Raw genomic sequence first — 16,088 nt, 5'->3', positions numbered from 1 at the left:
CGACGGCTGCACCCCTTCCGCGCGACAAGGGCGGCGCTTGGGTTGCCCTGCCCTCACAAGGGTGCAAGGCCCCTTAGGGGTGGGCCGCTCCTTCAGCTTCTTTCCATACTGCCCGGAGCTTTCGCCAGACTGTAAACCCCAGCAGCAGGGCGGTGCCCAGAGCGGTTACCCCTATGACCAGGGGGCTTAGGCCTTGCACCCGCATGGCCAGCAGATTGAACAGCAGGGTGATGGTCCAAAGCGTCAGGGTGGTGCGCCGCTGGGAGAAGCCCCGGGCCAGCAGCCGATGGTGGATGTGGTCCTTGCCAGGGGTGGCCATAGGGTTTTGCCCCCGCAAAAGCCGCTGCACGAACACCTGGGTGGTGTCCAGAATCGGCAAGAGCAGGAAAAGCGCGGTGGGCACCAAGGAGAAGGCAGTGGTGAGCTTGAGGCTGCCCAAAAGCGCAGTGGCGGCCAGCACATACCCAAAAAAGTAGGCTCCGGCATCGCCCATGATGATTTTGGATGGGTAGAAGTTGTGCCGCAAAAAGCCCAGTGCGGCCCCAGCCAAAGCGGACAGCACCAGGGTGGCCGCGGCCCACTGGGGGCTTTGGGCTGAGACGGCCAGAAGGCTCATGGCGGTGATAAAGGCTACCCCTCCGGCCAGGCCGTCCACCCCGTCCATCAGGTTGACCGCATTGGTGATACCGACGACCCAGACCAAGGTGAGCAGGATGCCCAGCAGGGGGTCTAGGGCGGTGCCGAAAGCCGCGTGGAAGCGGATGTCTACCGCCACCAACAGCAACGCTGCTAGGAGCTGCACAAGCAACCGAAACAGGGGCGGCAGGCCAAACTGGTCGTCCACAAAGCCCACCAGAACCAGGATGGACCCCCCCAAGAGGATGGCCAGCACCTGCACCTGCACCTCTTGAATGAGGATGGGCCGCAGGGCGGTGGCTACGACCAGAGCCGCCACCACACCGGCGAAGATGGCCAGCCCTCCCGCATTGGGCAGGGGTTCCTTGTTGAGCCGCCGAGCGTTGGGGTGGTCGGCCCAGCCTACCTTGAGCGCAAACTGGCGCACCCGTGGGATGAAGCGCCAGGTCACTATCCAAGCCGCCACGAAGGTGAAGACCACCGTGAGCCAGCCAGTGCCTCCGGGGTTGGCAATGCCGATGGCTTTGAGGAACTCTGTCATTCTAAGCCCCAGGTGAGGCTACTCCCCTCCGGTGAGAGAGGGTTTCACCGGGTCCCGTAGATGCGGTCCCCCGCGTCGCCCAGGCCCGGCACGATGTAGCCGTGGTCGTTTAGGTGGCTGTCCACCGCGGCGACCACAATCTCCACGTCGGGATGGGTTTCCTGGACGCGCTTTATCCCTTCCGGAGCGGCGATGATGCTCATGAGCTTGATTTGCTGGGCCCCCTTGTGCTTTAGGACAGAAAGAGCGTGCACCGCGCTGCCTGCAGTGGCCAGCATGGGGTCGAGCAGGAAGACCCGGCGCTCGGCGATGTCGGAGGGCAGTTTGCAGTAGTACTCCACCGGGTTGAGGGTTTCAGGGTCCCGGTAGAGCCCGATGTGCCCCACCTTGGCCGCTGGCACCAGCTTGAGAATGCCGTCCACCATGACCAGCCCGGCCCGAAGGATGGCCACCACCGCCAGCTTTTTCCCGGAGAGCATGTGGGCCGTCATGGTGGTAAGGGGCGTTTCTATGGTGACGGGGTCGAGCTCGAGGTCTCGCATGGCCTCGTAGGCCAGCAGCAGGGTCACCTCTTCTGCGAGCTCGCGGAACTCCTTGTTCCCCGTGTTTTTGTCCCGCAGAATGGCCAGCTTGTGCTGCACCAGGGGGTGGTTGACCACGGTAAGTTTCATGCTGGCCGAATCGTAACACCGCGCTGGGGGTGGGAGCAATGCGGCTCGGAAATTGCCCTGTGCGTGCCCTCCCTGGGGCCTCCGAACTCAAAGCGGGCCGACCGCCTGACGTTGCCGTGAAAAAAAGTGTCTAATAATAACCTCAGTGAGAATCCTGGTCCTCTGCACCCACAATTCGGCCCGCAGCCAGATGGCCGAGGGTTGGCTGCGCCACTGGGCGGAGCAGATAGGGCTTCCTGCCCAGGTTTTCTCGGCAGGAACGGAGAAGACGCGGGTCAAGCCCGAGGCGGTATCGGTGATGGCCGAGGTGGGCATAGACCTGAGCGGCCATACCTCCAAGACCCTGTTTGAACTGCCCGACCCCTGGAACTTTGACCTTGTCCTCACGGTTTGCGATGCGGCAGCTGAGCGTTGTCCTGCCTACCCGGCCCAGACCCAGAGGCGGCACGTTTCCTTTCCAGACCCTAGCGGAAGGGAGTTGGCGGAGTGGCGCAGGGTTCGTGACGCCCTGGGTCGCATGAGCGAGTACCTGCTTCGCGAGCTGAAAGCGGGCCGTTGGCCCAGCGAAGAGTCCCTGGTGGAGGCGGCAGGCCTTCAGCGCGGCTAGGTAGGGGTACCCGGTCCCCTTGAGCCAGCCTGGGCCTATACTGGGAGGGTGTTGCCCTTCTGGGTGTTGTGGGGCCTTGGGGCGCTGCTGGCCTATCCCGCGGCCAAGGCCCAGGAGGCCCTCTTGTTGAGGGGTATTCGGCACGAGTACCAGCGCTTCAACAACTGCGGTCCGGCCACCTTGGGGATGGCCCTGAGCTACTGGGGGCGTCCTGAGACCCAGTACCAGATCGCCCCGGTGCTGAAGCCCAACCCCAATGACAAGAACGTGAGCCCAGAGGAGATGGTGGCCTACGCCCGGGGCTTGGGTTTCGGCGCCCACCAGGGGGTGGCCGGGGATTGGGGGCTCCTCGAGCGGCTCCTTGGGGCGGGCTTTCCGGTGGTTGTGGAGACCTGGTTTGTGACCCCCGATCATGGGGGGATGGGGCACTACCGGTTGCTGGTGGGCTACGACCGGGCCCGGAGGGTCTTCCACGCCCTGGACAGCTACCTCGGCCCCCGGGTTCTCCTTCCCTACGGCGAGCTGGACCGGCTTTGGCGGGTTTTTGGCCGGACCTACTTGGTGGTCTATCCGAAATCTCACCAGGAGCGGCTTTGGGCCGTACTAGGGGAGCGGCGGCGGGTGGGGTTTGAGGCTCGCTTGGCCGCAGAGCGGGCCCAGCAGGAGATTCGGGAGGGCCCTCCCAGCCCTTTTCCCTGGTTCAACCTAGGCAGCGCCTGGCTGGCGCTGGGACGGCCCCAGGACGCCGCTTTGGCCTTTGACCGCTCCCGCCGGATGCCGCCAGACCGGGGCCTCGACCCCCGTCCTGTGGGGGGTGGGGCTTTTGGCTGGCCTTGGCGGATGCTCTGGTACCAGTTTGGCCCTTACGAGGCCTACTACCGCTCAGGCCGTTACGCGGAGGTCATGGCCCTGGCCGATGGGGTGCTGGCTCGAGCCCCGGACCACGAGGAGAGCCTCTACTGGCGGGGAAGGGCTCGGGGGGCGCTGGGGGACCTGCGAGGGGCGAGGGCCGACCTCCGGGCGGCGTTGGGGTACCGGCCGGGCTTCCAGGAGGCTGCCGCGGCGCTGCGGACCCTCGAGTGAGGCGCTTTTAGGGATGGGGGAGGTGCTGCCCGGCGGCTGGACCACCTGGGCATGGGCCTAATGCGAATAGGTCCTGTTTTCAAAAAGTTAGTAAATCCGATTGGAATACTTGACATTTGCCAGGCCGGTCCGTAGACTCACCCTGGAGTCGGCAACGACTTGAAATTTTTGCAGGAGGTGGAAAGTGAAACTGCAATCGGTTCTGGTTGGAGCAGCCCTGGCCTTTGCGAGCCTGGCTCAGGCTCAGCAAGCAACCCTCACCGTGTACAGCGGACGGGGTCAGGCTTTGGTAGAGCCTCTGGTCCGGCAGTTTGAAGCAGAGACCGGCATCAAAGTTAATGTGCGCTACGGTCGGGATGCGGAGATTCTAGCGGCCCTGCAGGAGGAGGGAAGCCGCAGCCCAGCCGATATTTTCTGGGGCAACACGGCGGGGGCCCTGGGGGTGGCCGCCGAGCGGGGGCTGTTCCTGCGGGTACCCGACCCCATTGCCCAACGGGTGACGGCGTTTCTGCCGGCCAGCCGGCAGTGGGTGCCCCTGACGGTGCGCCTGCGGGTGCTGGCCTACAACCCGGCCAAGGTTAAGCCCGAGGAGCTGCCCAGGAGCATCCTGGACCTGCCCAAGCTAACCCAGTACAAAGGCCGCATTGGATGGACACCTACCTACAGCAGCTTCCAGGACATGATCGCGGCCATGGTGCTGCAGTTTGGCGAGGCCCGCACCCGCCAGTGGCTGGCCGAGATGAAGGCCCTGGAGCCCAAGGCCTACCCTTCCAACCCGGCCATGATGGAGGCCATCCGCTCGGGGGAGATTGACCTGGGTTCCACCAACCACTACTACATCCAGCGCTTTGTGCGGGCCGGTCAGCAGATTGGGACCTACTACTTCGCCGATGGGGACGCGGGCAACCTGGCTCTGGTAACCGGGGCGGGCATTCTCAAGACCAGCAAGAACATCCAGGCCGCTAACCGCTTCCTGCTCTGGTTGCTCTCGCCTAAGGCTCAGCAGTTCTTCACCAGCGAGATCATCGAGTATCCCGTAGGCCGGGGGGTGGTCTTGAGCAGCAGCCTGCTGCCCCTCAACCAGGCTGTGGCCAAGAGCCCCAAGGTAGACTTTGAGAAGCTGCCCCTCGAGACTGCCCTGCGCCTGCTGCGCGAGGCGGGGTTGCTCTAGTCTGGCTGGGAACAGCGCCTCGGCGGGCTTCACGCGCGGTAGGTGAAGCTCCGCCAGAGGCGTTCTAGCGGTCCTTGCCCAAAGTGCGCCAGCCACCAGCGGCTCAGGACCACCTGCAAGGTCACGCCCAGAACCCCCTGCTTCGCATCACCTCGTTGTTGTAAAGCTCGTTCCAAACACCCCGTGCAGCGCCCCCACCCCCAGCAGCCAGCCCAGATGGCGGCGGAGTGGCTTCTGTGCATCCAGGCCCGCTTCCACAAAGCGCCGGTGTTGCAGCAGGCCCAGCCCACAGAATCGAGAAGATGGTGTAGAAATTGCCGCTAAAGAAAAAGCACCTCGCGGCCCAGCTGGTAGCCAGGCGAGGCCCCGTGGAGGGCGGCGTACAGGCCCACCCCGGCGAAGATTTCCAGGTTCACCGCCAGGATGCCTACCAGCGCGAAGCGTCGCGCTCGAGCGAGGCCGGCGGCTGCACCAGGCGATTGTACGGGGATTTCCTTACAAACCCCGGTGCAAGCCCCCCCTTTTTGCGTGGCGGCGTGGAGGGCGTTTTTCTGGCAGTGGAACGCACAGCAGGAAACCCGCAGCCCACAATCAAACGGCGCTCGGAGAACCAGCGGTTGCACAGATTTGGGTTAGGGTGTTCACCCTTCCGGGTAACTTCCCATACCCGGCACAAACCAAAACGGGTGGGCGGGCCGCGGTTGGCGGCAGTGATCCGATGGTTTTGACCTGAGACGCCCGCTTCCTGGCACTACAATTGAGAAGCATGAGCAGGTATCTCATCCTTTTACTGCTACTGCCCGCCCTCTTTGGCTGCAACGAGCTCGGCCGCCTGACCGCCCCTCCACCCTCGCCCGAGCGCGCCCCCGTCCTGCGCATCCTGCTGATGGACGAGAGCCCCGAGGGGCGCAACGACACCTGCGAGGACGACGGCCGCTTCCTGCTGCACACCATCGGGGAGCAGCCGGGCTGGTACGCCTTCTTCGTGGGGAAGAGGCCTGACCAGAAGAGCGCCAAGGGGCTGCTGATGAGGCACCAGCCCCGTCGGGAGGAGGGCTGGACGGCGCTCAGCTGCGTCCACCTCAAGCCCGGCCACCACATCTTCTACTACTACAAGTCCAGCCCCGACCCGGCCGAGGCCTGGTGGGTGGCCCGGCGCACCGTGGAGGCCGAGTTCCAGCCGGACGGAAGCTACACCTTCCGCTTCACCCCCACGGTGGTCTACCGGGAGCCCACGGCGGAGTCACCCCTCTTCTTCAGCGACCGGCTGGACGAGAACGGAAAGCCGAGGCTGTGGGCGCGGGAGGTCGGCCCCCGCTTGGTGGCCCACGAGCCCTACTGCCTGCAGGCGGGCGCAAAGTGGTTCCTGGGGCCGCCGGTGAACGACGAGCCCAACCCGGGCCGCATCCTGGCCCCCCCGGCCCCCCCAGCCCTCTACCTGGCGCTGGATAGTCAGGGCAAGGAGACCCTGTACCTGGATGGAGTGGCCCAGATGAATGCCTTGGGCGGTGCCGACTTCATCACCGCCCTCCCGCCCCGGGAGGCCCCCTACGAGGTGGTCATGCTGCAGAGCACCGATCCAAACTGGGATTCCCACTACCCACGGGACTCCTTCATCAGCTGGACCAGGGTCAGCGCCCGGCTGGAGGGGGGGCGGCTGGTCTGCCAGAGCGAGCCCTGGCGCTGGGTGGAGATTCCCTACATCCAGAACGCCGCCCACCCCTTCCTGCTGCCCGATGAGTACAACCCCTTCCGCTGGCCGGAGGGGTTCAGCTTCCGCTACCACGAGTAGGTATGCGCGGAGCGGCCTACGTCCTCCTCGGCGGCCTGAGCCTGGGCCTGCTGGAGACCAACCGCGCGGCTTTTGTCAAGAGCGGCCCTCGGGGCCGCAGGGTTTGGAGCCCCGCTACCCTCGGGGGCATTTTCTCTGGTTCGCTGGATCCCAGCGGGGGTTTTTTCTTGAAGTCAGAAGGCTCATGGTCGAGATTGCTCTAAAGAGCACCGGTAAGGTGCTTGGAGCCCATCTAACTCATGCGCCGGGTGGCAAGAATGGGGCATGAGCCGAAACCTGCTTTCCAGAGCCTTTTGGGGTCTGGTGGCGCTGGGGCTGCTGGCGCTGGTGCAGGCCTTTTCCACCGAGCGGATGCAGGCCGACCTGCAGGCCTTGCTCTCCCAGGGGCCGCGGGTGGCCGGGACCCCGGCGGCCGCTGCTGCGGCGGAGTACCTGGCGGGAGAGCTGCGCAGGGTGGGGTACTCGGTGGAGTTTTTTCCCTTCACCTACAGCCGCACCCGCGACCAGGGCACCAGCCTGGTGGTGGGCGGCGCTTCGTTCCCGGTGAACGGCATATCGGGCAGCCCAGGCCGAAGGGTGGAAGGGCCGCTGGCAGTGGTGCCGGGGGCGGGGCTGGCGGCAGACTTTGCCGGCCTGAACCTGCAAGGCCGCATTGCCCTGGTGCGCCGGGGGGGAATTCCGGGCCTCGAGAAGGCCCGCCTGGCCGCCGAGCGGGGCGCTTTGGGCATTGTTCTGGTCACCGAAGAACCCAGCAGCACCCGCTTCACCTTTGGCGGTGAAAGCCCCATTCCGGGCGCGACCCTTTCCCGCACCGACGGCGAGGCGCTGTTCAACCAGGCCGGGGCCTGGGCCGTGCTGGACGTGCGCATGGTGAGTGAGGAAGTCCAGGGGCGCAACGTGATTGCCAGGCGGGGCGGCCAGAGCCCGCTGGCCATCGTGGGTGCCCACTACGATTCGGTGCCGGGCAGCCCGGGGGCCAACGACAACGCTTCGGGCACGGTGACGGTGCTCGAGCTGGCCCGCCAGCTGGCCGCCGACCCCCTTTCCGAGCGCATCTGGTTCATCTTCTTCGACGGCGAGGAGGATGGTCTTTGGGGCTCGCGTCGCTTCGTGGAGCAGAACCTCGAGCTGGTGAGGGGGCTTAGGGCCATGCTCAACCTGGACATGGTGGGGGTGGATGTGAACGGCAGCCTGGGCATCGGGGGCAGCAACGAACTGCGGGCCTTGGTTGACTGCGCGGCAGTGCAGGTGGTCTGCGGCAGCGCGCCGGGTGGGGGCAGCGACCACGTGCCTTTTGCCCAGGCCGGGGTGCCGGTGCTCTTCTTCTTCCGGGGCCTTGACCCCAACTACCACCGCCCCACCGACACCATCGCCGACCCTCGGCTCATGGCCCAGACGGGCCGGGTGGTGCAGGGGGTGCTGGGGCGGCTCCTCCGCTAAGGCATCCAGTTGCCCCCGCACACCACCACCGCCACCCGCTGAGGGAGTGGGTAGCCCATCAGCACCGGTCCTAGGGCCAGCCCGGCGGTGGGCTCCACCACTTGCTTGAGCCGCTCCATCATGAGGCGTTGGGCCTGCAGGGTGACCTCGTCTGGAACGGTCAGAATGCGGTCCACGTGCCGCTGCATCACCGGGAAGGTGCGCTCCCCCACCGCCAGCGTGCGCACCGCATCGGCCACGGTCTTGGGGGCTTGGGGCAGGCTGACCCGCCGGCCTGCCTGCAGGCTCTGCTGGGCGTCGTTGGCGGTTTCGGGTTCTACCCCGATGACCTCCACCTCGGGCCGCAGGGCCTTGACCACCGTGGCCACACCGGAGATAAGCCCCCCGCCCCCTACCGCAACCAAGACCGCTTCCAGGGTGGGGGCCTGCTCCAGCAGCTCCAGAGCCAGGGTGCCCTGCCCGGCCATCACCCGGAGGTCGTCAAAGGGGTGGATGAGGGTGTAGCCCGTCTCCTCGGCCAGCTTTTCGGCCACCGCCTCCCGGTTTTCCACCGTGACCCCCTGGTCATAGACCTCTGCCCCGTAGGCCCGGGCGGCGGCCTTTTTGGTGGGCGAGGCATCGCTGGGCATGACCACCAGGGCTGGAACCCGGAGAATCCCTGCGGCGTAGGCAACCCCCTGGGCGTGGTTGCCCGAGGAGACGGCGATGAGCCCCTTGGGGTTTTGTAGCTCCAAGGCGGCGTTGAGAGCCCCTCGAGCCTTGAAGCTGCCGGTTTTTTGCAGGTGCTCGGCTTTGAAGAAAAGCCTCTTGCCCAAAAGGGCATCCAGCCCCCGGCTGGTCAGTACCGGCGTGCGGTGGATGTGGGGAGCGATTCGCTGGGATGCGGCTAAAACCTCGGGGAGGGTGAGCACCTTCCCATGCTACCAGGCCTTAACGCTAGACCCTTGCGTAACGCATGAAAGCCCCCCCGGGGCCCGTCGGCCTTGGCTACCCTGAAGCCATGCGCCCGCTTGCCGAGGCCCTCTACACACTGCAGCCCGGTCAGGTGCTGTCCGGCCAGACGCCCTTTTCCCAGGGAGTCCTGCAGCTTTGGGTGCACCGCCACGAAGGGGGGTTTGACCTGTACGTGCTCCATCTTCCAGAGCCGGCTTCTGAGCCCCTTCGCAGCGCGGTTGGGCGGGACCTGGTCTCCGCAACCGAGGTGCTGGAGGCTTTGCGCTACCTGGAGACGGTCTACCCCGTCCAGGCTTCCGAACTCTTCGACCTTCCCGTGAGCCTCCAGCAGGCCACCCCTGGGCTCGAGCGGCTCATCCAAAAGCGGGTGCTCCGCTCCCAGGGGCAGGCCGGGCAAAGGCCCGCGCAGCTCCTCAGGCTTCCCGGGGTCCGTCAGGAGTGGGCCGGTGGGGAGGACGACGACATAGCCTCCTTGATCATCACCGACGCCGACCCTTGACCCCGGGCTTCGCTTCCCCCACAATGCCCCTGGTGGAGGGGCTTCGGCTGGCTGTAAGGACGCTCGGTTGCAAGGTTAACCAGGTGGAATCGGATGCCCTGGTGGGCCTTTTGGGGGCCTTGAACCCCAGGGTGGTGCCGCTGGAGGCTGGGGCAGACTTGGTGGTCATCAACACCTGTGCGGTTACCACCGGCGCCGAGGCCGACGCCCGCAAGGAGGTGCGCCGGGCCCGGCGGGCCAACCCAGGCGCTTTTATCGTGGTTACCGGTTGCTACGCCGAGCTGGCTCCCGAACAGGTGGCCGAGCTGGGGGCTGATGCGGTGGTGCCCAACCGGCGCAAGGCCGAGTTGCCGGGGATTATTCTCGAGCGCTTCGGCCTGCCTGCCGACCCGCTGACCACCCCACCCAACGAGTTCTGGGGTGCGGGCGAGCGCGGCCTGCTGAACAACTACGTGCGGGCCTTTATCAAGGTGCAGGACGGCTGCAACGCGGGTTGCGCCTACTGCATCATCCCTCGCTTGCGGGGGCGGGAGCGCCACCGCGATTACCAAGGCGTTCTTCGGGAGGCCGAAGCCTTGCTGAAGGCTGGGGTGCAAGAAATCGTGCTCACGGGGGTTCGCCTGGGCTCCTACAAGGGCCATCCCCGAGGCATCGCTGGGCTGGTGGAGGCCCTGGCCCAGATGGGGGCCCGGGTGCGCCTTTCCTCCATTGAGCCTGAGGACACAGGGGAGGATTTGCTGCAGGTTCTTCGCCGCTATGCCCCCCAGGTTCGCCCCCACCTGCACCTGAGCCTGCAGACCGCTTCCGACCGGCTCCTCGCGCTGATGGGCCGCCGCTACGACAGAGCCTACTACCGCGCCTTGGTGGAGCGGGCTTACGCCCTGATACCGGGTTTTGCCCTCACCACCGATGTCATCGCGGGCCTGCCCACCGAAACCGAGGCCGAGCACCGGGAGACCCTGGCCTTTTTGGAGGAGCTTCGCCCCAGCCGGGTGCATGTGTTTACCTACACCCCCAGGCCCAAAACCCGCGCGGCCTCAATGCCCCAGGTACCCGTGGAGGTGCGCAAGCGGCGGAACCGGGAGCTCGCCGCACTGGCCCGCCGTCTGGCTGAGGAGCGGGTCCGTCCCCTCCTGGGGGGTCGGGTGGAGGTCTTGGTGGAGAGCTTCCGGGGGGATAGGGCCTACGGCCATACGCCGGACTACTACGAGGCCGAGCTGGCTGGAGAAGCCCGGGTGGGCCAGACTGTCTGGGCGCGGGTGGAGGGCGTCTCGGGCTACACCCTGCGGGGTTCTGTGGAGCCAGAGGAGGCTCATCCGCCCCTGCGCCTTTCCGCCAGGTAGCGCACCACAAAGCCCAAGCATATGAATGCTGTGGCGAACTGGGCCATGGCGGCCACCGGCCGCTCCACAGTACCCCCAGTGAGCAGGGTCAGAAACTCCGGTACCCCTCTGAGCGAGCCCAGGATGCCCAGCAGGGAGAGGCCTAGGGCGAGGCCCAGGGCCAGCCGGGCCTGGTCCGGGCGTCTTTTTGCCCAGATGCCCATCAGGGCTATCAGGAGCCCCAAGAGGCCTGGTATGAGGGCGGTAGGCGTGGGCTTAGAGGCTGCCACCGCCAGCGTGGAGATCAGGACGAGAAATACCCCGGTCCATAGGGCTCTAGCGCTCAGGTTTCCCAACACACACCTCCTCGCTCTTTAGGATAGCCTCTTGCCCGGTGGCAACCGTAGCGGGCCACCCGGGGTCTAGAACCCACAGCTGGTTAGAATCTGGGGCATGGAGATCGTGGGTTTGCGGGGTGCGCCTCAGGAGAGTCTATCAGCCCTGAAGGAGGCCCTAAGAAGGGTGAACTTCCCAGAGGCAGTGGTTACCTACATCACCGACTGGCAGGACCGGCGCGACCAGGCGCGCTATGCGGTCTATGTGCGGGAAGGCGCGCGTCGGGTGCTTTCCCTGGATGCCTTTGGTCCTCGCTTCGGCCCTCAGGGGGTGAAGGCGCTGGATGCGCTCACCCGCTACTTCTTGGAGCAGGGGGTTAGCGAGTTTCGGGAGGCGGTGGTTCCGCCCTCGAGGTTCGCCGCCCTTTTCAGGCTGGAGGAGGATGAGCTCGCCAAAGTTCTGCTCGCTGCGGCCAACCCGGCCGACCCGTCGCTGTACCTGGGGCCCCACAAGCCGACCTAGGCTCAGACGTTGAAGCCGAACATCCGCATCTGGCGCTTGCCCTCCTCGGTCATCCGGGCCGGTGTCCAGGGGGGGGTCCAGACGAATTCCACGTTGACCGCGTTCACCCCAGGCAGGCGCAGCACGGCGATTTCGGCATCGGCCTTCACGATGTCTTGGGCAGGGCAGCCGATGGAGGTAAGGGTCATGGTAATGTCCACAATGCCCCCTTCCTTCACTTGGGCGTCGTAGACCAGACCCAGGTCAACCACGTTGACTGGAATCTCCGGGTCCCGCACCACTTTGAGGGCCTCTAGGATTTCCTCTTTGGTGGGTAGCGTGGCCTCGCTCATGCTGGTTATACTAGCGCATAGGGCCCATTCCAAAGCTACCTTGTGTTGCAAAGCCTACATAAACCGCTTGCGGCGCCGGTAGCTCTTGACCTCTTTGAAGCTCTTCCGCCCCCCCGACTTGGCCACCCCCAGGTAAAACTCCTTGACGTCGGGATTGGCTTCCAGGTACTCCCGGGTGCCCTCCAAAGCGATTCGCCCCGACTCCATGATGTAGCCGTAGTGGGCCACCGAAAGGGCTACCCGAGCGTTTTGCTCAACCACCAGCACGGTTACGCCCTCTTCGGCGTTGATCTGGGCCACGATGTCAAAAATCTCCCGCACCAGCAAGGGGGCCAGGCCCAGGCTGGGCTCATCCAGCAGCAGGAGCCGGGGACGGGCCAGCAGGGCCCGGCCGATGGCCAGCATCTGCTGCTCTCCCCCCGAGCAGTAGCCAGCAAGGCGGTTCCTGAGGGCTGCGAGCCGCGGGAAGTAGTGGTAGATGCGCTCCAGGTCCTCTTTGACGGCCCTGTCCTGGCGGGTGATGGAACCCACCCGGAGGTTTTCCTCCACGGTGAGGTGTTTGAAAACCCGCCGCCCTTCGGGTACCTGTACGATGCCCATCCGCACGATTTCCTCAGGCGGCCGGTTGGCGATGTTCTCGCCGCGGTAGCGTATAGACCCCGAGACCACGCGGCCATCCTCGGGCACCAGGAGCCCGGAGATGGCCCGGAGGGTGGTGGTCTTGCCCGCGCCGTTGGGGCCCAGCAGGGCGGTAATGTGCCCCTCGGGCACCTTGAGGGAAACCCCCCGCAACACCTGGATGATGTCTTTGTAGACCACCTCGATGTTGTTGACCTCGAGGAGGATGGGCCCTATATCCTCAGGCTGCATACGGCCTCCAAACCAAAGGCCGAAGGCGGGCTGCCTTCGGCCCTGGGGGGATTTAGGGGTTTCTTACCTGCCGGAAGAGGGCAGAGGTGAAGGGGTCGGTGATGGGCACAAACTTGCCTCCCCGCACCTCGAGCACCCGAAGCCCCTCGGCCCCAGTTTGCTCGCTGCGGGTAAAGTCAATTTCAATGCCCGCTTTGGTGGAGACCGCAAAGCCCGGCTTAAAGGCGTTGGGGCCATTCATCCCGATGATGGACTGGTAGACGGTATCGTTGTCAATTCGGCCGCTGAAACGTTGCGCGGCCCGCTTCATGGCCTCTATAGCAATGGCCGCGGCCAGCATCCCAGCGGTGTAGTTGGTGGAGTTCAGGATATCGGCGCTGCGGTTGTAGCGGGTTGCAAGCTGTCTCTGCAGGGCGATGCCAGGGGTGTTCTCGTCCAGGGTGTAGTAGCTGCTGGCCCAGAGGTAGCCCTCGGCGGCGTCGCCGGCCAGCCGGATCAGGTCGGAGCCCCCGGTATAGACCGCCCCCATCTGTTTGATTTTACGGTCAAGGCCCAGCCGCTTTGCGTCCTTGAGGATGTTGGCCACCGGCCCGGCCACGTTCTGGTGGATGATGTACTGCGCACCGGCGGCATCCAAGGCCCGCAGGAGGGCGGTGTTGTCCAGGTTGCCGCCGCCAACTTCTCGGACATCGACAATGGTCTGTCCGAGCCGCTGGGCGGCCCGCCGGGCGTGGTCCACCACCGCCCGGCCGAAGGGGCTGGGGTTGACCACCAGGGCAATGCGGGCGTTTTTCTCGCTGCGGTTGATGTACTCCATCAGGGCCACAACCTGCTCGGAGTAGCTGCTTACCGGCAGGAAGAAGTACTGGTTGTTGGGGGGGTCGATCAGGCCGATGTGGGCTGAGGCCGGAATGGTGGGCAGCTTGACCTCCTGGATGAGGGGCTTGAGCTGGAGCATGGCCCCGGTGGAGTAGCCCAGGTAGATGGCCGGCTTGGAGCGGTCCAGGGCCTCCTCGAGGATGCGCTGGGTGTTGGGGTTCTGGTACTGGTCGTCCCGCACGATGCAGTTCAGGGTCACGTTGGGGATAAGCCTCTGCTCGTTGGCGTAGCGGCAGTAGTCCTCGATGCCGGCTGCGTAGGGCCCGCCCACATCCGAGGTAGGCCCGGTGATGGCTCCCGACCAGAGCAGCGTTACCGTGCGTCCCTGGGCCAGGACCAGTCCCAGAAGTCCTATGGTTACCGCCAGAGCTAACGTCATCGCTCGCTTCATGCTGCCTCCTTTCGCAACGCGCGCAAACGCGGGGTTGCCGTTAGTACCTGAAAGGCCAGTTGCGGAAGTAGCTGCGCACCAGCCGCCACCAGTTGTATAGGCCGCGGGGTTCGAACATCAAGAAGAGCACGATCACCAGGCCAAAGGAGAGCGGCAGCAGGGCCGAGGCCACATCCACCCCCGCCGGGGTGATGCTCTGGATAAAGGGGTTGGCCTTCATCCACTCTGAAAGCCGCTCCACCCCCAGCCTAAGGAACTCGATGAAGGCCGGGCCCAGAATACTGCCCACCACCGTACCCAGCCCCCCTACGATGGCCATGGCCAGAAGGGCCACCGAGCGCACCAGGGTGAACTCCTCCACCACCACCGCCCGCTGCATGTAGGCCAGAAGCCCTCCAGCCACCCCCCCATAGAAGGCCCCCAGAGCGAAGGCGAAGAGCTTAGTGCGGCCTGGGTCCATGCCCATAGCGTCGGCGGCGCGGTCGTTGTCGCGCACGGCGATAAGGGCTCGGCCGTACTTGCCCCGCAACAGGTTACGCCAAGCTACCACCAGCACCACCAGCACGAAGAGAATCACGTAGTACCAGAAGTAGTTGTGGTTGCGGAAGGTAATCTCCAGCCCCAGGAAGTTGCGCATTTCCACCGGAATGGCTGAGCCCTGGGCCAGGGCCGGGCTGCGCCCTACCACCCAGACGAAGATCTCCTGGAAGGCCAGCGTGGCCAGCGCCAGGTAGAGGTGCTTGACCCGGAGCGAGGGAATCCCCACCAGAAACCCGGCCAGCGCCGCGACCAGTCCCCCTAGGGGAATGGTGAGCCAGAAGGGCAGGCTGGGCGCGCTCAGGGCCACGGTGTAGGCCCCTACCCCCATGAAGGCGGCCTGCCCTACGCTGATGAGCCCGGCGTAGCCGGTGGTGATGTTGAGCCCCAGCACCGCGATGGCGTAGATCAGGATAAAGTTCAGCACCAGCACCTGCGAGCGTTCCAGAAACAGGGGAAGCAGGCAGAGGGCCACCAGAAGCAGCCCAACCGAGAGGATCTCGCGGTAGTTGAAGAAGATGGTGGTGTCCTGCGCGTAGGAGGTGCGGTAGTTGCCGGTCTGGGCCCAGGGGTTGCGCATGTTGCCTCCTCTTACACCCGCTCTATCTCTTCAGTGCCGAACAGGCCGTGTGGCTTGAACCAGAGCATAATCAGGAGCACCACGAAGGGCACCGCGTACTGCGACCCACCCCCCACCAGCCCCACCTGGGCCAGCAAGCCGTCTAGGTAGGCGGTGGAGAGGGACTGCAGGATTCCGATGACGATACCGCCCACCACGGCGCCCGGTACCGAGTCAAGCCCGCCCAGGATTACCGCTGGAAAGACGGCCAGGCCGATGGCGATGAGCCCGTCTTGGTTGAGCCCGGAAACCGCGCCGACCACAATTCCTGCTGACGCGGCGGCGAGGCCCGCCACCGCCCAGGCAAGGGCGAAGACCTTTTCTACCGAGACACCCAGGCTCATGGAGGCCATCTGGTCGTCGGCCACGGCCCGCATGGCTATCCCCAGGATCGACCGCTGGAAGAACCAGCCGAAGATTAGGAGAAAGACCACTGTGAAGCCAATAGCTAGGAGCTGGGGGTAGGATATGCTGACGCCTCCCAGGTTTAGACCGCCTGGGGGGAGGAACTGGGGAAAGGTGAAGTTGCCTGAGCCAAAAGGGGTCAGGTACATCAGCCCATCAAGGACACTGGCTAGGCCAATGGTGACCATGATGACCGAGATGATGGGCTGGCCGACCAGCCTGCGCAGAAAAAATCGCTCCACCAGGAAGCCAAGACCTGCGGTAAGGAGCATGGCCAGGAGCATGGCCAGGAGGACGGGAAGCCCAACCCAGACCGCCAGGGCGTAGGCCAGAAAGGCTCCGATGGCGATGAGCTGCCCGTTGGCAAAGTTGATGACCCGGCTGGATTTGTAGATAAGCACGAAGCCTAAAGCGGCCAGCGCGTAGATGCAGCCCACAGCGACGCCGGAAATCAGGTTCTGTGCCAGGTCCATCGCAATCC

General features: G+C 65.2%; 18 protein-coding genes. 8 read left to right on the top strand and 10 right to left on the bottom strand.

Features of this window, described 5'->3' with window-relative positions:
- Nucleotides 1–73: 73 nt before the first annotated feature.
- Entirely contained in the window at nt 74–1,177 is a 1,104-nt protein-coding gene (locus NZ849_RS08660) for an MraY family glycosyltransferase (protein WP_295406165.1), read from the bottom strand.
- A gap of 44 nt (nt 1,178–1,221) precedes the next feature.
- Nucleotides 1,222–1,848: a uracil phosphoribosyltransferase gene (gene upp, locus NZ849_RS08655; RefSeq protein ID WP_295406163.1), complete on the bottom strand. Its 627-nt coding sequence runs from the start codon at nt 1,846–1,848 to the stop codon at nt 1,222–1,224.
- Between the two features lie 145 nt (nt 1,849–1,993).
- Here upp and NZ849_RS08650 point away from each other — a divergent pair, with 145 nt between their 5' ends.
- The 3 genes from NZ849_RS08650 (at nt 1,994) to NZ849_RS08640 (ending at nt 4,709) form a co-directional block, all read left to right on the top strand.
- The gene (locus tag NZ849_RS08650; protein WP_295406162.1) at nt 1,994–2,455 is read left to right on the top strand and encodes an arsenate reductase ArsC; all 462 of its coding nucleotides are present in this window, start codon (nt 1,994–1,996) and stop codon (nt 2,453–2,455) included.
- A 48-nt stretch (nt 2,456–2,503) separates the two neighbouring features.
- Entirely contained in the window at nt 2,504–3,538 is a 1,035-nt protein-coding gene (locus NZ849_RS08645) for a C39 family peptidase (RefSeq protein ID WP_295406160.1), read from the top strand.
- A gap of 184 nt (nt 3,539–3,722) precedes the next feature.
- A complete protein-coding gene (locus NZ849_RS08640; RefSeq protein ID WP_295406158.1) occupies nt 3,723–4,709 on the top strand; it encodes an iron ABC transporter substrate-binding protein in 987 nt (328 codons plus the stop codon).
- 29 nt (nt 4,710–4,738) lie between these two features.
- Here NZ849_RS08640 and NZ849_RS12095 read toward each other — a convergent pair whose 3' ends face one another.
- Nucleotides 4,739–4,951 carry a DUF418 domain-containing protein gene (locus NZ849_RS12095; RefSeq protein WP_363319598.1) on the bottom strand — a complete coding sequence of 71 codons (213 nt, stop codon included), beginning with the start codon at nt 4,949–4,951 and terminating at the stop codon, nt 4,739–4,741.
- 524 nt (nt 4,952–5,475) lie between these two features.
- Here NZ849_RS12095 and NZ849_RS08635 point away from each other — a divergent pair.
- Nucleotides 5,476–6,501: a hypothetical protein gene (locus tag NZ849_RS08635; protein WP_295406157.1), complete on the top strand. Its 1,026-nt coding sequence runs from the start codon at nt 5,476–5,478 to the stop codon at nt 6,499–6,501.
- Nucleotides 6,502–6,765: 264 nt separating this feature from the next.
- Nucleotides 6,766–7,941 (top strand): M28 family metallopeptidase, encoded by a 1,176-nt coding sequence (locus tag NZ849_RS08630; protein WP_295406155.1) that lies wholly within the window; start codon nt 6,766–6,768, stop codon nt 7,939–7,941.
- Here the strand turns inward: NZ849_RS08630 and NZ849_RS08625 are convergent.
- Nucleotides 7,938–8,852, bottom strand: coding sequence for a threonine/serine dehydratase (locus NZ849_RS08625; RefSeq protein ID WP_295406153.1), 915 nt, complete (start codon nt 8,850–8,852; stop codon nt 7,938–7,940). The two genes, NZ849_RS08630 and NZ849_RS08625, sit on opposite strands and share 4 nt — an antisense overlap.
- A gap of 89 nt (nt 8,853–8,941) precedes the next feature.
- Here NZ849_RS08625 and NZ849_RS08620 point away from each other — a divergent pair, with 89 nt between their 5' ends.
- Together NZ849_RS08620 and NZ849_RS08615 are read left to right on the top strand one after the other, a co-directional pair.
- Nucleotides 8,942–9,394, top strand: a complete 453-nt coding sequence (locus NZ849_RS08620; RefSeq protein ID WP_295406151.1) for a hypothetical protein — start codon at nt 8,942–8,944, stop codon at nt 9,392–9,394.
- 23 nt (nt 9,395–9,417) lie between these two features.
- Complete coding sequence (locus NZ849_RS08615; protein ID WP_295406150.1) at nt 9,418–10,737, top strand: MiaB/RimO family radical SAM methylthiotransferase; 1,320 nt, start codon at nt 9,418–9,420, stop codon at nt 10,735–10,737.
- On the opposite strand, the gene NZ849_RS08610 is transcribed toward NZ849_RS08615, so the two are convergent.
- The gene (locus NZ849_RS08610) at nt 10,707–11,072 is read right to left on the bottom strand and encodes a hypothetical protein (protein ID WP_295406147.1); all 366 of its coding nucleotides are present in this window, start codon (nt 11,070–11,072) and stop codon (nt 10,707–10,709) included. The two genes, NZ849_RS08615 and NZ849_RS08610, sit on opposite strands and share 31 nt — an antisense overlap.
- Nucleotides 11,073–11,169: 97 nt before the next feature.
- Between NZ849_RS08610 and NZ849_RS08605 the strand changes: the two genes are divergently transcribed.
- Entirely contained in the window at nt 11,170–11,574 is a 405-nt protein-coding gene (locus NZ849_RS08605; RefSeq protein WP_295406145.1) for a DUF3197 domain-containing protein, read from the top strand.
- Nucleotides 11,575–11,576: 2 nt separating this feature from the next.
- On the opposite strand, the gene NZ849_RS08600 is transcribed toward NZ849_RS08605, so the two are convergent.
- Genes NZ849_RS08600 through NZ849_RS08580 form a run of 5 tightly spaced genes read right to left on the bottom strand, consistent with a single transcriptional unit; the run spans nt 11,577 to nt 16,080 of the window.
- Nucleotides 11,577–11,906: a metal-sulfur cluster assembly factor gene (locus NZ849_RS08600; protein WP_119359660.1), complete on the bottom strand. Its 330-nt coding sequence runs from the start codon at nt 11,904–11,906 to the stop codon at nt 11,577–11,579.
- 54 nt (nt 11,907–11,960) lie between these two features.
- On the bottom strand, nt 11,961–12,776 hold the full coding sequence (locus NZ849_RS08595) for an ABC transporter ATP-binding protein (RefSeq protein WP_295406144.1): 816 nt from the start codon (nt 12,774–12,776) through the stop codon (nt 11,961–11,963).
- Between the two features lie 52 nt (nt 12,777–12,828).
- Nucleotides 12,829–14,046 carry an ABC transporter substrate-binding protein gene (locus tag NZ849_RS08590; protein ID WP_295406143.1) on the bottom strand — a complete coding sequence of 406 codons (1,218 nt, stop codon included), beginning with the start codon at nt 14,044–14,046 and terminating at the stop codon, nt 12,829–12,831.
- Between the two features lie 40 nt (nt 14,047–14,086).
- A complete protein-coding gene (locus NZ849_RS08585; RefSeq protein WP_295406142.1) occupies nt 14,087–15,163 on the bottom strand; it encodes a branched-chain amino acid ABC transporter permease in 1,077 nt (358 codons plus the stop codon).
- An 11-nt stretch (nt 15,164–15,174) separates the two neighbouring features.
- The gene (locus NZ849_RS08580; RefSeq protein ID WP_295406139.1) at nt 15,175–16,080 is read right to left on the bottom strand and encodes a branched-chain amino acid ABC transporter permease; all 906 of its coding nucleotides are present in this window, start codon (nt 16,078–16,080) and stop codon (nt 15,175–15,177) included.
- Nucleotides 16,081–16,088: the final 8 nt, after the last annotated feature.

Source organism: Meiothermus sp., assembly GCF_025060375.1.
In the GTDB taxonomy this organism is placed as follows: domain Bacteria; phylum Deinococcota; class Deinococci; order Deinococcales; family Thermaceae; genus Meiothermus.
This window is presented reverse-complemented; position numbering and strand designations above follow the sequence as displayed.

What these genes read in the sequence shown, in the direction of transcription:
- NZ849_RS08660 (WP_295406165.1), bottom strand. Translation starts at nt 1,177, where the DNA reads ATGACAGAGTTCCTCAAAGCCATCGGCATTGCCAACCCCGGAGGCACT.
- upp (WP_295406163.1), bottom strand. Translation starts at nt 1,848, where the DNA reads ATGAAACTTACCGTGGTCAACCACCCCCTGGTGCAGCACAAGCTGGCC.
- NZ849_RS12095 (WP_363319598.1), bottom strand. Translation starts at nt 4,951, where the DNA reads ATGCACAGAAGCCACTCCGCCGCCATCTGGGCTGGCTGCTGGGGGTGG.
- NZ849_RS08635 (WP_295406157.1), top strand. Translation starts at nt 5,476, where the DNA reads ATGAGCAGGTATCTCATCCTTTTACTGCTACTGCCCGCCCTCTTTGGC.
- NZ849_RS08630 (WP_295406155.1), top strand. Translation starts at nt 6,766, where the DNA reads ATGAGCCGAAACCTGCTTTCCAGAGCCTTTTGGGGTCTGGTGGCGCTG.
- NZ849_RS08620 (WP_295406151.1), top strand. Translation starts at nt 8,942, where the DNA reads ATGCGCCCGCTTGCCGAGGCCCTCTACACACTGCAGCCCGGTCAGGTG.
- NZ849_RS08615 (WP_295406150.1), top strand. Translation starts at nt 9,418, where the DNA reads ATGCCCCTGGTGGAGGGGCTTCGGCTGGCTGTAAGGACGCTCGGTTGC.
- NZ849_RS08605 (WP_295406145.1), top strand. Translation starts at nt 11,170, where the DNA reads ATGGAGATCGTGGGTTTGCGGGGTGCGCCTCAGGAGAGTCTATCAGCC.
- NZ849_RS08600 (WP_119359660.1), bottom strand. Translation starts at nt 11,906, where the DNA reads ATGAGCGAGGCCACGCTACCCACCAAAGAGGAAATCCTAGAGGCCCTC.
- NZ849_RS08595 (WP_295406144.1), bottom strand. Translation starts at nt 12,776, where the DNA reads ATGCAGCCTGAGGATATAGGGCCCATCCTCCTCGAGGTCAACAACATC.
- NZ849_RS08590 (WP_295406143.1), bottom strand. Translation starts at nt 14,046, where the DNA reads ATGAAGCGAGCGATGACGTTAGCTCTGGCGGTAACCATAGGACTTCTG.
- NZ849_RS08585 (WP_295406142.1), bottom strand. Translation starts at nt 15,163, where the DNA reads ATGCGCAACCCCTGGGCCCAGACCGGCAACTACCGCACCTCCTACGCG.
- NZ849_RS08580 (WP_295406139.1), bottom strand. Translation starts at nt 16,080, where the DNA reads ATGGACCTGGCACAGAACCTGATTTCCGGCGTCGCTGTGGGCTGCATC.